11 protein-coding genes and 1 riboswitch are annotated in these 15,496 nt (G+C 37.1%); of the genes, 9 read left to right on the top strand and 2 right to left on the bottom strand.

All coding sequences use genetic code 11. From position 1 onward, the window contains the following. Positions 1–13: 13 nt before the first annotated feature. The gene (gene plsY, locus RCJ93_RS03785) at positions 14–616 is read right to left on the bottom strand and encodes a glycerol-3-phosphate 1-O-acyltransferase PlsY (RefSeq protein WP_066787024.1); all 603 of its coding nucleotides are present in this window, start codon (positions 614–616) and stop codon (positions 14–16) included. A 240-nt stretch (positions 617–856) separates the two neighbouring features. On the opposite strand from plsY, the gene parE reads away from it, so the two are divergent. Beyond that, a complete protein-coding gene (gene parE, locus RCJ93_RS03780; protein ID WP_446738441.1) occupies positions 857–2,830 on the top strand; it encodes a DNA topoisomerase IV subunit B in 1,974 nt (657 codons plus the stop codon). Next, positions 2,827–5,265, top strand: a complete 2,439-nt coding sequence (gene parC, locus RCJ93_RS03775) for a DNA topoisomerase IV subunit A (protein WP_446738440.1) — start codon at positions 2,827–2,829, stop codon at positions 5,263–5,265. The genes parE and parC overlap by 4 nt, the downstream gene beginning before the upstream one ends. 492 nt (positions 5,266–5,757) lie before the next feature. On the opposite strand, the gene RCJ93_RS03770 is transcribed toward parC, so the two are convergent. Then, positions 5,758–6,267 carry a YfiT family bacillithiol transferase gene (locus tag RCJ93_RS03770; protein ID WP_446738439.1) on the bottom strand — a complete coding sequence of 170 codons (510 nt, stop codon included), beginning with the start codon at positions 6,265–6,267 and terminating at the stop codon, positions 5,758–5,760. Between the two features lie 902 nt (positions 6,268–7,169). Between RCJ93_RS03770 and RCJ93_RS03765 the strand changes: the two genes are divergently transcribed. The 7 genes from RCJ93_RS03765 to speB all read left to right on the top strand — a co-directional run bounded on the left by RCJ93_RS03765 (position 7,170) and on the right by speB (position 15,386). After that, positions 7,170–7,418, top strand: a complete 249-nt coding sequence (locus tag RCJ93_RS03765; RefSeq protein WP_147193494.1) for a hypothetical protein — start codon at positions 7,170–7,172, stop codon at positions 7,416–7,418. A gap of 387 nt (positions 7,419–7,805) precedes the next feature. Then, positions 7,806–10,169 carry a heavy metal translocating P-type ATPase gene (locus RCJ93_RS03760; RefSeq protein WP_446738438.1) on the top strand — a complete coding sequence of 788 codons (2,364 nt, stop codon included), beginning with the start codon at positions 7,806–7,808 and terminating at the stop codon, positions 10,167–10,169. 175 nt (positions 10,170–10,344) lie between these two features. Further along, positions 10,345–10,465, top strand: a riboswitch (SAM riboswitch). Positions 10,466–10,557: 92 nt separating this feature from the next. Beyond that, the gene (metK, locus tag RCJ93_RS03755; RefSeq protein WP_149031991.1) at positions 10,558–11,745 is read left to right on the top strand and encodes a methionine adenosyltransferase; all 1,188 of its coding nucleotides are present in this window, start codon (positions 10,558–10,560) and stop codon (positions 11,743–11,745) included. After that, the gene (locus RCJ93_RS03750) at positions 11,745–13,241 is read left to right on the top strand and encodes an aminotransferase class I/II-fold pyridoxal phosphate-dependent enzyme (RefSeq protein WP_446738437.1); all 1,497 of its coding nucleotides are present in this window, start codon (positions 11,745–11,747) and stop codon (positions 13,239–13,241) included. Before metK ends, RCJ93_RS03750 begins: the two co-directional genes overlap by 1 nt. Further along, positions 13,242–13,682, top strand: a complete 441-nt coding sequence (speD, locus tag RCJ93_RS03745; protein ID WP_066787050.1) for an adenosylmethionine decarboxylase — start codon at positions 13,242–13,244, stop codon at positions 13,680–13,682. It begins immediately after the preceding gene. After that, a complete protein-coding gene (gene speE / locus RCJ93_RS03740) occupies positions 13,682–14,536 on the top strand; it encodes a polyamine aminopropyltransferase (RefSeq protein ID WP_251646256.1) in 855 nt (284 codons plus the stop codon). The genes speD and speE overlap by 1 nt, the downstream gene beginning before the upstream one ends. A 4-nt stretch (positions 14,537–14,540) precedes the next feature. Continuing rightward, the gene (gene speB / locus RCJ93_RS03735; RefSeq protein WP_446738952.1) at positions 14,541–15,386 is read left to right on the top strand and encodes an agmatinase; all 846 of its coding nucleotides are present in this window, start codon (positions 14,541–14,543) and stop codon (positions 15,384–15,386) included. Positions 15,387–15,496: the final 110 nt, after the last annotated feature.

Genomic DNA, 15,496 nt, shown 5'->3' with positions numbered 1-15,496 from the left:
GAACACTCCTTTTTTATAACCATGTTACTTTTGGTTCAGTTCCCTTTTTTATGCGCGATATATTAGATCTATGGCGATAAAAAATAAAGACTACAATAATGGAAATAATGATAAGTAAAAGATATTCATTATATAAAATACCATAAATAAGTGCGTAAATAAAAGCTACAACAGCTGCAAACATAGATGCTAGACTCACCATTTTATACACTTTTAAGCAAAGAAGGAAGGCGATAAGGAGCAAGATAAAGATTGGCCAATGGTAGCCAAGTAAAATACCTGCAGACGTAGCCACAGCTTTGCCTCCTCGGAAGCCAGCGAAGATAGGGAACATGTGCCCGACGACAGCAATGATGCCAGCAACTAGTGGGTGGATACCACTTCCTTGGAAAACAGCTAGAATAGGAAGTATAGTTGCAAGTGTGCCCTTTAATATATCCATAAGTGTAACGGCTATACCCGCTTTTTTTCCAAGCGTACGGAAGGTATTAGTAGCACCTAAGTTTCCGCTTCCGTGCTGTCTGATATCGGTTTTATAAAAAACTTTACCAACCCATAAACCGGATGGGATGGAACCAATTAGATAAGCCAATACAACAACTAAAATACTATTCATTTAAAACTCCCTCCAACATTAGTAGTTGGTATTATTAGATTATAATAATATTTTATCACGAGACTGTAAGCGTACACAATGACCAACTTTCTCAATAATTGCCGGTTCTTATTGTCCAATAGATTAAACGAATGATACAATAAAACCTGAGTCTAACTGAACAAGAAGTTGACAGTATCTATTATTGTGTATATGATTTATAAAAGTAGAACGGATGTTTGTGTTTAGGGGGAATATTTTTTGACAAATAAACAAACAATCACCTCTTATAGTGAAGATGATATTCAAGTATTAGAAGGTTTAGAAGCCGTAAGAAAACGTCCGGGTATGTATATTGGCTCTACAGACAGCAGAGGCTTGCACCACCTTGTATACGAAATCGTCGACAATGCTGTAGATGAGGTATTAGCGGGTTTTGGCTCACATATTGTTGTGAAAATCCATAAAGATCAAAGTATTAGTGTTAGAGATTATGGACGAGGCATGCCAACTGGGATGCACAAGACAGGGAAATCAACTCCTGAAGTAATCTTTACCATTTTGCATGCAGGCGGTAAATTTGGTCAAGGTGGTTATAAAACAAGTGGTGGTTTGCACGGTGTAGGAGCATCTGTTGTAAACGCCCTTTCTTCATGGCTTGATGTAACCATTTACCGAGATGGCCATAAATACAGCATGCGCTTTGAAAATGGCGGTAAGCCCGTAACTACACTTGCTAATCTAGGCAAAACGAAAGAAACAGGCACATTTATTCATTTTAAGCCTGATCCAGAAATCTTTTCTACAACCAAGTATCAATTCGATACATTGGCTGAACGTTTACGTGAATCAGCTTTTTTATTAAAGGGCTTAAAAATAGAGCTTATTGATGAAGAAACCGAGCGACAAGAAGTGTATCATTATGAAAATGGAATTGAAGCCTTTGTAGCCTATCTTAACGAAGAAAAAGATGTATTGCATCCAGTTAAATATGTTGAAGGCGAACTAGATGAAATTGAAGTTGAATTTGCTTTTCAATTCAATGATGGTTATTCCGAAACTATCCTTTCCTTTGTTAATAATGTTCGCACGCGTGATGGAGGCACACACGAAACAGGCGCAAAAGCTGCAATGACGCGTGTGTTTAACGAGTATGCACGTAAAGTCGGACTCCTAAAAGAAAAAGATAAAAATTTGGATGGTTCGGATATACGTGAAGGGTTAGCTGCCATCATCTCAGTCCGAATTCCTGAAAATCTATTACAATTCGAAGGTCAAACTAAAGGCAAACTTGGCACAGCTGAAGCACGTAGCTCTGTCGATGGTGTCGTATCCCAAAAATTAATGTACATTTTGGAAGAGAATGCGGAGCTTAGTGCATCGCTTGTACGTAAAGCTATTCGTGCACAGCAAGTTCGCGAAGCAGCACGGAAAGCAAGAGAAGACGCACGTCATGGTAAAAAATCCAAAAAACAAACCATCTTATCAGGAAAATTGACGCCAGCACAATCTAAGAATGCTGCCAAAAATGAATTATACTTAGTCGAAGGCGATTCTGCGGGCGGCTCAGCTAAACAAGGCCGTGACCGTTCTTTCCAGGCCATCTTGCCTCTTCGAGGAAAAGTAATCAATACGGAAAAAGCAAAGCTTCAGGACATCATGAAAAACGAAGAAATTGCTACCATTATCCATGCAGTCGGTGCTGGAGTTGGTACAGATTTCAATATTGAAGATGCTGCTTACGATAAAGTTATAATCATGACGGATGCCGATACGGATGGCGCTCATATACAGGTATTACTATTAACTTTCTTCTTCCGTTATATGAGACCACTTGTTGAAGCAGGAAAAGTATATATTGCCTTGCCGCCACTTTATAAAGTATCTAAAGGGACTGGGCGCAAAGAAGTAATTGAATATGCTTGGACAGAGAAAGATCTTCAACAAGCAATTAAGAAAATTGGTAAGGGGTATATTCTTCAACGCTACAAAGGTCTTGGTGAAATGAATGCTGAGCAGCTTTGGGAAACAACCATGAACCCTGAAACACGGACATTGGTTCGCGTTCAAATCAATGATGTTGAAAGAGCAGAAAAAGGCGTTGCCACATTGATGGGTGATAAGGTAGAACCACGAAGAAAATGGATTGAATCGCATGTGGACTTTGGCCTTGAAGAAGACAGTACGATATTAGAAAGCGAATTTATACAACATGATGGAGGGGATCTTACATGACGCAGTCCGAGATATTTCAAGACTTGCCTTTAGAGGAAGTCATCGGTGATCGCTTCGGTCGTTATAGTAAATACATTATTCAAGACCGTGCTTTGCCAGATGCAAGAGACGGTCTTAAACCAGTACAGCGCCGTATTCTATATGCAATGTTTATGGAAGGCAATACACACGACAAGCCCTTTAGAAAATCGGCTAAAACAGTCGGAAATGTAATCGGTAACTATCATCCACATGGTGATAGTTCTGTTTACGAAGCTATGGTACGTATGAGCCAGGACTGGAAAGCCCGCCATATGTTAATAGAAATGCATGGCAATAACGGTTCTGTCGATGGTGATCCGCCTGCTGCTATGCGTTATACAGAAGCCCGTTTATCTTCTATTGCAGCTCTAATGCTGCGGGATATTCAAAAAGATACAGTGGATTTAGTGCCAAATTTTGATGATCAAGATTTAGAACCAACTGTACTGCCTTCACGTTTTCCTAATTTATTAGTGAATGGGTCGACAGGGATATCCGCAGGCTATGCGACTGACATCCCACCGCATAATCTAGCTGAAGTGTTAGATGCAGTATTAATGCGTTTGAAAAATCCTCAAGCTACAGTTCAAGAACTAATGCAGGTATTGCATGGACCTGACTTTCCAACAGGTGGCATTATTCAAGGGATTGACGGGATTAAAAAAGCTTACGAAACAGGCAAAGGAAAGATCATTGTCAGAGCTAAAGCAGAAATTGAGAAGCTCAAGGGTGCTAAAGAGCAAATTGTTATCACTGAAATTCCATATGATGTAAACAAGGCAAATCTTGTTAAAAAAATGGATGAAATGCGATTAGATAAACGCTTAGATGGCATTGCAGAAGTACGTGACGAGTCTGACCGTTCAGGCTTACGAATAGTAGTTGAATTAAAGAAAGAAATCAGCGGAGAACCGATTTTAAAATATTTATTGAAAAATACCGATCTACAGGTTACATATAACTTCAATATGATCGCTATATACAATCGTCGTCCAACTATGATGAGTTTACAGATGCTATTAGACGCATACATTGCTCACCAAAAAGAAATTATTGTAAGACGATCTCGGTATGATTTAGATAAAGCTAACAACCGTTTACATATTGTAGAAGGGTTGATGAAAGCACTATCAATTCTAGATGAAGTTATTGCAGCTATCCGTGCTTCAAAAGATAAAAAAGATGCTAAGCATAATTTGCAAGAGAAGTTTGGTTTTACTGAAATTCAAGCGGAAGCAATTGTTTCATTACAGCTTTACAGATTGACCAATACAGATATCACAGAACTTCGGCAAGAACAGAAAGAACTTGAAGAAAAGATTCTTGAACTTAAGAGTATATTAGAGAGCGAGAAGAAGCTTGTGAGCGTGCTACAAAAGGAATTAAAAGAAGTGAAAAAAACGTTTCAAGAACCAAGACGCTCAGAAATAGAAGAAAAAATTGAAGAAATTAAAGTAGACTTAGATGTTTTAGTGCCAAGCGAAGACGTAGTCGTGACAGTTACTAGTGATGGCTATGTAAAGAGGACAAGTATTCGTTCGTATAATGCTTCAAATGGTGAAGATTTTGCCATGAAAGAGTCCGACCATTTACTGTACGAGGCACAATTAAATACGCAACAGCATGTATTGGCCTTTACAAATAAAGGTCATTATATATTCCTTCCAGTCCATGAGCTGCCAGATATTCGTTGGAAAGATTTGGGACAGCATATTTCAAGTATAATTCCTTTAGACTCTGAAGAAAAAATTATAAATGTTGAAGGCGTTGCAGATTTTAATACAGATCAATATGTTGTCAGCATTACGAAGAATGGACAAATTAAACGAACTGCTTTGGCAGATTTCCAGGTACAACGCTATAATAAGCCATTTAAAATGATGAATCTTAAGAAAGATGATCTTATAATAGCTTCTGGAATAGCAGATTCGGGTGCGGAAGTCTATTTAACATCTTATCTGAGCTATGCTATCAGATTTAAACTCGACGAAGTACCGGTGGCAGGCATAAGGACTGCTGGCGTAAAAGCGATGAATTTATTGGATGGGGATATGGTAAAAGCAGCAAATATCATTCCGCCAAACCATAAAGGTAAGGTAATGATTGTTACAGAACGCGGAGGCGTTAAAAAGATGGCCCTTGATGAAGTAGAGACAGGCAATCGTGCACTACGTGGTGTACTTACACTTCGAGAGCTCAAAAAGCAACCACACCGTATTTATACGGTTGTCTATGTAGAAAAAGGTGAAGGCATTCAAATAATTACTGAGAATGGCTTAAAAGAAGATTTGCGAGAAGAAAATTATAGCTTGTCGGAAAGATATTCAAATGTATCTTATGTAATTGATGTTAAAACAGACGGCTTCATATCTCATATTTTAAAACTATCAGCTAAAGAGGGAAATCCTAAATAAATATGTAAGCATTAATCACTTATTATATGGATGAAATTAGCTGACATTTTTAAGTTGCCACTCTAGCCAATTTTTCTAGGATTACGCAATGATAGTAATGGGCTGGTCCAGTAGAAAACCTGAGCTTGCTATGCCACAGAAAGATAAAACCCTGTGAGAAACTGATTTTCAGTTTTCTCTCAGGGTTTTTGTTTTTTGGAATTAAATTTTAGAGAAATTACAAAAGAATATAGAATGGCTGATAATTGTCGTTGCATCTTTATTTCAAATATGGATACTAGTTATGGTAGAGAGAGGACTTACCTGTAGGAACTATATATGTACTATTTGTAGGGCTAAGAACTTTTGAGAGTATGTATAATCCTACGAGATGATGCAATAAAAGCAAACATCCTGAAGAAGTATATGTAAGGTGAAAAGTAGCGAATGGTTAAACATTCCTCAAAAATAAGCGGCTCATCGAACTGATAAGCCACTTCCATACAAATTGTATTATTGTAATAATGCGATTTGTATATGAGCTAAGTGATGCTCTTCATGCCAAGCTAATTTGGCCAGTTTTGTCGCAACTGTTATTACACCGTTAGTCTGAAGAGTAAAGTATCGATCTAATTGATCTTCAGTTAAACTATTTCCTAAGTATACGATACGCTCATTTATACCTTCTAAAATTTTAATGGAAGCTTCTACAGGAAGTTTTGTATCTGGTTGTATCGCCCACTTTTCTTCATCAAAAGCAGGAACTGTTGCATTCTCATCTGTTAAAGTTAGTTTTAGTCGTTGATACATGTTCAACTGTGAATCTGCGATGTGATGCACAAGTTGACGAACTGTCCAACTGCCATCACGATAGGTTCTGCTTAATTCCTGATCGTTTAATGTTCCTACTGTTTCTCTTAATCGATTTGAAAAAGTCTCGATTTTACTCAGCCATTCTTGTAGATTTTCAACTGTTACTTTATCAGGGACATTTAGTTTACCAATTGGGTATTTTCTATCCATCATATCCATACCTCCTTATAGTTTAAAAGCTATTCACATCATTGTCTTAAAATAATATGGGCCGTTTTTCTTTTAGGCTTGCATAGAGGGAGAAGGCCTTTTCAAGAATGTGAGGTATTTATCCCCAAGTTTCTCTTTCGCTTCTTCAAAGTGGTTAAGTAATTGTTAAATAACTACTTCTATTGTATGTCAACTTCGTTTGGATCAAATAATGGGGAAGGAATATCAGGTTGTTCTGATAAAATAATTAATTTTCCTTTTATTGGATTAACTTTAATTCTATTTTCCCTAATACGCTCGAACTGAAACTTTATAAATTCTACATTCCCTGTGTTCTAACTGGATAAAAATATCATGAAGGCTAGAAGCATTAGTAATAATTTCAATCATAACATTTTCATCATCCTCCAAAAAAAATGATGAATTTCCAATAGAACCAGTTGGAATAGTATAGCCATCTGTCTAATTCAATAAATGCAAGATCAATTATAAATATTTCGTAAAATGGTAATTGTAAAATAATGCGAAGGATTTTTCCTTTTGTTTACTGTTGATATGAAACAGGTGCCTATAGTAATAACTGGATATGAAAGCTCGATTGATTCTTATTATTACTTTTCAAGGCACATTTTAGAAAATAGGTATTATAAGCAAAATTGGTACGGGTATTTTTTTCTTTTTTACAAGTATTCGAGTATTAGTGTTTGCTTTATTGATTTATTCTTAAATTTAAACAAAAATACTTTTTTATCAAAAAACAGTCAATTTTTTAGCGTTCATACCATATTATAGAAAACTTAAATCGCAGTTACGTGGCCTGACAAGTTATAAGGTTCATTTTTTGCGAAATAATAATATGGCTATTCATTACTGAATAGTAGTTAGAGGAAGGGATTGATGTAATGCTAACGTTAACTATTAATAAGGAGAATAAGGATTATGTAGTAGAGTACCTTTCTAAGAAAGAAAAAGGGGTTTTATGGCTCTCTAAGGATTCCCTTTACGAATCTATTTACAAGCTAGGTCGCAACATTCATCTTAACGATGTGCATTTTCGTATAACGAAGGATTTGCGATTGCCTTTACTTTCTTTTCTGTCGATTGAATATCCTGGTGAACTTTATGAACACAAAATCACCATTATGGATTAAAAATTCAAAGCAAAATTCTAACTAGTATTCCTTGTCATTTCCTTATAATAGGCTGGGAAAATCCTTTCCTTTGGCAAAACCTACACTTTTGTGTAGGTTTTTTATTTTATCCGAAATCCTTTTTATTTGTATTTTAATTAAAATTCTGTTTATTCATTGACGTTTTTTATGTTAATGAATATAATGTAGTCAATACTATATATGAGCATTTGTTCATATATTGCTAGTGAAGTAATTAAGGGCTTAAATTTGCATACATTTAACATATGAATATTTGATCATATATTATTGAGAGGTGATGGGAATGCAAATAAAAGTAAATAGCTTGGTTAAAAAGGGTAGGGATTGTATGAAAGAACAGAAAAAAGAGAAAGGAGGATGAGTAAATTGGAAAACAAAGTAAAACATAAATTTCTGTTAGAAGGACTTGATTGTGCAAATTGCGCGATGAAAATTGAAAAAAGTGTAAATGGTATTCAATCCATTACTTCTTGTAATGTTAATTTTGCCACGAAAACATTGACGATGGAGATGGATAAGGCAAAAGAAATAGATACCATTGAAGAGGCAAGGCGTAATATTCATAGGCTAGAGCCACACATCAATATATTAGAAAAAGGACGGAAAGCAAGAAATACTCATAACCACACTCTGTACTTGGATGGACTTGATTGTGCAAATTGCGCAGCAAAGATAGAAAAAAGTGTAGGAGAATTAGAAGGAGTTACCAGTTCCTCTGTAGATTTTGTATCGAAAAAATTAATAATAGAAGTTTCCGAATCCGCCACTTCGGAACAATTGGTGATAAATGAGGCAGTGAAGCTAATTAACCGGATTGAACCACACGTGAAAGCCATAGAAGAATACGATAAAGATCCCCATGAACACAATCATGAAACTGGAAATATAAAAAAAGTGTTGGTTCGACTGGGAATTGGTATAGTTATAGGCTCGCTTGGCATGTTTACTCCTGTTTCAGGTATATATGAGTTAGCTATATTTCTTCTCGCCTATTTAATCGTAGGTGGGGATGTCATCTATAGGGCCTTTAGGAATATCTTGCGTGGTCAAGTATTTGATGAGCATTTTCTAATGGCTCTCGCAACCATTGGCGCGTTTGCAATCAAGCAATATCCAGAAGGTGTGGCTGTTATGCTGTTCTACCAAGTGGGCGAATTATTCCAAGGCATTGCTGTAAACCGTTCTCGGAAATCCATTGGCGATTTGATGGATATCAGACCGGACTATGCCAATATAAAAGTCGGAAATGAAATAAAAAAAGTTTCCCCTGATGAAGTAAAGATTGGGGATATCATTGTCATTAAACCAGGCGAAAAGGTTCCATTAGATGGAAAGGTCTTAGAAGGAAACTCCATGGTAGACACATCCGCGCTAACAGGTGAATCAGTTCCCAGAGAAGTGCAGTCTGGTTCTGATGTACTAAGTGGGTTTATCAATAAAAGTGGGCTATTGAGTGTAGAGGTAACTAAGGTATTTGGCGAGTCGACTGTTTCTAAAATACTAGATCTCGTACAAAATGCTAGCAGTCGAAAAGCACCAACCGAAAATTTTATTACGAAATTTGCTCGTTATTACACACCGGTTGTCGTTATTGTAGCTGCTGCATTAGCTTTCATACCACCGCTATTGTTAAATGGCGCAACTTTTTCGGATTGGATTTATCGGGCGCTGGTATTCTTAGTTATCTCTTGTCCTTGTGCGTTGGTGGTTTCTATTCCATTAGGATTCTTTGGGGGAATAGGAGCAGCATCTAAGATGGGTATCTTGGTCAAAGGAAGCAACTATTTAGAAGCTCTAAATAATGTGAAGTATGTTGTGTTCGACAAGACGGGTACCTTAACCAAAGGCGTATTTGAAGTCACGACCATTTGCCCATATGGTAATATTTCGAAAGAAGACCTATTGGAATATGCTGCTTTTGCTGAAACTCATTCCAATCACCCAATCGCACAGTCAATACGAAATGCATATGGGAAAGAATTAAGCGTTGACAAGATACAAGAGTACAATGAAATTTCAGGCCACGGTACTGCTGTAACAGTTGATGGAAAAGAAATTTTAGCTGGAAATGCAAAACTAATGAACAAAGAAAACATAGCATTCAAGGAACCTAGTGAGATTGGAACGATTGTTCATATTGCCCTAAATCGTAATTATGCTGGGTATATTGTTATAGCAGATGAACTAAAAGAAGATTCTGTTCAAGCAGTTCGTTCTTTAAAAGAACTAGGCATAAAAAAGACCATCATGCTGACTGGTGATGCAGCATCTGTAGCGAAATCTGTGGGCGAGAAACTTGGGCTTGATGAGGTGCATGCTGAATTATTGCCGCAACACAAAGTAGAAGAAATCGAAAAAATTGATGCCCAGAAAAATTCTAAAGAAAAGTTAATTTTTGTTGGGGATGGTATCAATGATACACCTGTATTAGCTCGTGCTGATGTCGGAATGGCAATGGGAGGATTAGGATCAGATGCAGCGATTGAAGCAGCAGATATCGTTATAATGACCGATGAACCTTCTAAGATACCAGCAGCTATAGGTATTGCAAAACGGACTCGAGTGATTGTGTGGCAAAATATTCTCTTTGCATTAGGTGTGAAAGGTATATTCCTGCTATTAGGTGCCTTTGGCATTGCCACTATGTGGGAAGCAGTTTTCTCTGACGTTGGGGTTACATTGCTAGCTGTGTTAAATGCTATGCGTGTCCTTCGAGTACCGAACCGCTAATTTTCTACCGCAAGAACCCTAAAACTCTAAGTATTAAAAGAGTTTTAGGGTTCTATTTATCAATATTGAGGGCTTTTTTAGTAGATTTTTAATTCAACAAAATAAAAAAAGTTTTAAAAATAGATTGACAGTCAAAAAAAATTCAATTACTATAAGCCTTAGCAAAATAAAGTTGCTCTTATTAAAAACCGTTGAGACGAGGGGTCTAAGATACGGTGGCAAACCAAACTGATATTTATCAGTTCATGGGGCTCAACCTGAGCACAAAATGTACAAAGTTTTGTGAACGATAAGAGGATAAGCAGTTGATATTAATCGAAGCTTTCCTTCTAATGGTTGGAGAGCTTTTTTGTATGCTAATATTTACATTTTTTAGTAGGAGAGGATTATATTGACTGAAAAAATTTTATTTACTTCGGAATCGGTGTCAGAAGGACATCCCGATAAAATCGCAGACCAAATCTCGGATGCTGTATTAGATGCAGCTTTAGCTCAAGATCCATTTTCAAGAGTTGCATGTGAAGTGTTTACGACAACAAATATGGTTATTATCGGGGGAGAAATCACAACTTCTGCCATATTAGATATTGAGAGAATTGCTCGTGACACATTACTTGAGATTGGTTACAGTGATGCACAATTCGGTATTGACGGACATACTTGCAACATTCAAGTACTTGTTCATACACAATCACCAGATATTGCAATGGGTGTCGATTCTTCAAGTGATCTAAAGGAGATTGGAGCAGGAGATCAAGGGATAATGTTTGGCTATGCAACGGATGAAACAGAAACATATATGCCGCTTGCAATTGAAATCGCTCATACCTTGATGAAAAAAGCTTCTTTCTTAAGAAAAATTGGAGACTTTAAATGGGCACGCCCAGATATGAAATCTCAAGTGACGATCGACTATACAAATCCGACTAAACCAAGAATAGAAACAATATTACTCTCTATTCAGCATGATGAAGATGTAAATATGGCTGAATTCAAGAATTATATAAACGAACAGATTGTACAAGAAACAATTCGCACATTTGGAATGAATGAAGATGTAAATACATTAATCAATCCAACAGGACGTTTCGTTATTGGAGGACCACATGGCGATGCAGGTCTTACCGGCCGTAAGATTATCGTGGATACTTATGGAGGAGCAGCAAAACACGGAGGCGGCGCATTTTCAGGGAAAGATTGTACAAAAGTAGACCGCTCAGCAGCTTATGCAGCTCGTTATGTTGCTAAAAATATTGTAGCTGCTAAATTTGCCAAACGTTGTGAAATCCAGCTGTCTTACGCCATAGGGGTTAGTGAGCCAATAAGTATCGCGATTGATACCTTCGGAACAGAAACCGTAGACAAAGATCAACTACTGCAAGCTATTCGCAAGACATTCGATTTAACACCTGGAGGAATTATCAATATGCTTAATCTTCGGAATCCTCAGTTCAAACAGGTAGCAGCATATGGACACTTTGGGCGACATGATTTAAATTTGCCATGGGAACAGCTTGATAAAGTAAGTGCTTTAAGGGAAGCCGTTGCAGGCGATTTAGCAGGAGCAACTCGTTAATGGCACAAGTGCTGCAAGAAATCCTTAACGAAAAATATGATATTTGTTCCCAAGAACGGATGCCGTTGTTTGAAGCGCTCGTTAACTATGCAAAGAAAAATACCACCCCTTTTGATGTGCCGGGGCATAAAATGGGAGCTTTAAAAAGCCCATTAAACGATGTCTTTAGTGACTTTACGATGAAAATGGATGTCAATTCGATGAAAGAATTGGATTTATTAAGCCATCCGTCATCAGTCATTCAAGAGGCACAACAGTTAGCAGCAGAAGCTTTTAGGGCAAAAGAGGCGTATTTTTTAGTCAATGGAACATCGATTGGTATCTTAGCTATGATTCTATCGGCGTGTAAGCCAGGGGATCATATACTGGTTCCAAGAAACTGTCATAAATCAGTAATGAATGGCATAATTTTGAGCGGCGCCTGTCCAGTATTTTTAGAGCCTGAAGTGGATCAACACTTTGGAATTTCCCATGGTGTCTCTGTTAGAACGATTGAAAAGGCATTAACATTACATCCAAACGCAAAAGCTCTGCTCGTTACGTATCCAACTTATTTTGGGACGATGAATGATTTGGAGAAAATTTGCACACTTGCACATAAGCAAAATATAACAGTGATTGTGGATAGCGCCCATGGAACGCATTTATCATTTGTTGACTCTTTGCCCGACCCCATCCAAGCAGGAGCAGACTTGGTCACAATGAGTATGCATAAAACTGGTGGTTCGCTAACGCAAAGTTCTATCTTGCTTTTAAACAGCGATCGAATTTCGAGAGAACAAATTCAAAAATCATTGAATATGCTCCAGTCGACAAGTGCTAGCTATCTTCTAATGAGTTCCTTGGATGTTGCTAGGCATGAATTAGTATTATATGGTGCCATTCGTTATCATTCTTTAAAAGAAATCATTGAACAAACAATCATTGAAATAGAAGAACATACTTCCTTTGAAGTATTAAAGAATAGCTATGTAAAACATAGATTTAGTCAATTGCATGATTATACAAAGCTTGTCATCAGAGTGAATGAAAGCGGACTATCAGGTTTTGAAGTGTATACGCTTCTAAAAGAAAAATATAATATTCAAATGGAATTAGCAGAAGGTTATGTTGTTATGGCTGTAATCACTCCAGCTGATACAAAAGAATCTCTAGAAAAGCTAGTGACTGCTTTAATTGATATTGAGCGCAAATACGGCAAAGGGAAAAGTATCCGATACCCGCATGTTACGCCTTTTAGTGCAAACACTTTACTTTTAACACCGAGAGAGGCTTACTATGCAGAACATGAAGAAATACCCATTCACGAAGCAATAGGAAGAATAAGTGCTGATTCTCTCATGATTTACCCACCAGGAATACCTCTTGTTATACCTGGAGAATACGTTTCAAAAGAAGTTATCGAACAGTATCATTATTATATCCAGAATTTTGGTAATATTTTATCAGATTCACCTAGAAAAAATCATATTACGGTCGTAAAGGAGAAAAAGTAAATGGGTTTAGAATTAAATACTTTAGGAAGACATGTATTAATTGAGTTATACGGGTGTCCAAGTGAAATAATAGAGAATAACGCATTAATTGAACAATATATGTGTGAAGCAGCAGACTATTCTGGTGCAACAATAGTTGAATCTGTTTTTCATCATTTTAATCCGTATGGAGTTTCGGGAGCTGTGATTATATCTGAATCTCATTTAACCATCCATACATGGCCTGAGTATGGTTTTGCATCTGTAGATGTTTATACTTGCGGAGAGTCAGTTAGCCCATGGAAAGCCGGAGATTACTTAGCTGAAAAGCTTAAAGCAAAAAAAGTGGAATCCTTTGATTTTCCTCGAGGAACGGTTGAAAAAATTCGCCAATTTGCTAATCGTGAATTAGGCAAAATTCAAGTGAAACCAGAAGAATATGAATTAGAAGGTGCAAAATAATGAATTGGTATACAGAACAATGGAGCGAGGACTGTAAGTTTTCAATTTCCTATGATGAGCATTTGCATAGTGAGCAATCGCCCTTTCAAAAAATCGATTTCTATAAAGGTAAAGAGTTTGGCACATTTTTCACACTTGATGGACTAATGATGGTAAATGAAAAAGACCAATTCATCTACCACGATATGATTGTCCATCCTGCTTTTGCTACAAACCCAAATATCAAGAAGGTTTTGATCATTGGGGGAGGGGATGGCGGTACTGCGCGTGAAGTATTGCGTTATCCTACAGTTGAAGAAGTAGTTATGGTGGAAATTGATGAGCGGGTGTTTCGCTTGTGCCAAGAATATTTACCTGTCACTGCTGAAGGGGTAGAAGAAGATCCACGCATGTCTCTAAAATTTGAAGACGGCCTAGCTTATGTAAAAGAAGCAGCTGATGCATCATTTGACTTGATTATTGTGGACTCAACAGATCCAATTTCTGTGGGAGAAGGTTTGTTTACAACTGCCTTTTATCAAGAGTGCTACAGAGTTTTAAATACTGATGGAATCTTAATCAATCAACATGAATCACCTTATTTTGCAGAGTATGCGGACAATATGAAAAAAGCACGGCATAAACTATCAACCATTTTCCCAATTGCTGAAGTTTACCAATATCATATGCCAACATACCCTTCAGGCCATTGGCTATTCGGATTTGCATCAAAAACAAAACACCCGATTACTAATATAGATCCACAAAAGTGGAATGCATTCGGTTTGAAAACGAAATATTATAATACAGATTTACACCTTGGAGCTTTTGCATTGCCTAGCTATGTAAGGGAGGCATTGAAGATTGCAAAGTAAAACAATGAATATATCAACATTTATTGGCTGTGACAACAGCTATGAGGAGTCTGAACTGACTCTATTTGGGATTCCATTTGATGGGACAACTAGTTTTCGTCCAGGTACCCGTTTTGCAATGCAAGCTATTCGTCCTGACTCATATGGGTTAGAAACGTATTCTCCTTACCTTGATCGAGACTTAGAAGATATTGCTGTGCATGATTCTGGCGATCTTGATTTACCACTTGGTAATACTGAAAAAACAATGAATGAAATTCTACTATTTACAAGAGGCCTTGTTGATGACGGGAAAAAGTTTGTAATGGTCGGTGGAGAGCACTTGGTAAGCTACCCAACCATCCAAGCTGCATTCGAAAAATACCCGGATTTACATGTTATTCATATTGATGCACACACAGATCTTCGAGAAGACTATATGGGTGAAAAACTATCACATGCTTCTGTTATTAGACGTTGCCATGAATTCTTAGGCGACGGACGCATCTTTCAATTTGGCATTCGTTCAGGCCTTAAAGAAGAATTCGAATGGGCGAAATACCATACCTATATGGAACGTTTTTCAATAGAAACTTTACCTGAAATCGTAAAAAAATTAGAGAATCTTCCTATATATATAACTATCGATCTCGATGTATTAGATCCGGGCACTTTCCCAGGCACTGGAACACCTGAACCAGGTGGTATTACGTATAAAGAATTGTTAGCTGGATTAAAGGTACTTGATGATTTGAATCATGTGGTAGGAGCAGATGTTGTGGAGTTATCCCCTCCTTATGACCCAACAGGCGCATCCACTGCTATTGCATGTAAAACGATTCGTGAATTATTATTAATCGTAGGAAAATAGATTAAGAACACTGCCACACTTATTATAAGTGTGGCTTTTTTAGTAAATAGCTTCATCTTTAGAAAACTTCTTAGGCACACTTTTAGATTATTAACATAAAGTAACAAGGA

The sequence above is a fragment of the Rummeliibacillus sp. BSL5 genome (assembly GCF_052928305.1).
Note: the sequence above shows the minus strand (reverse complement) of the source record. Positions and strands in the feature narration are given on the sequence as shown.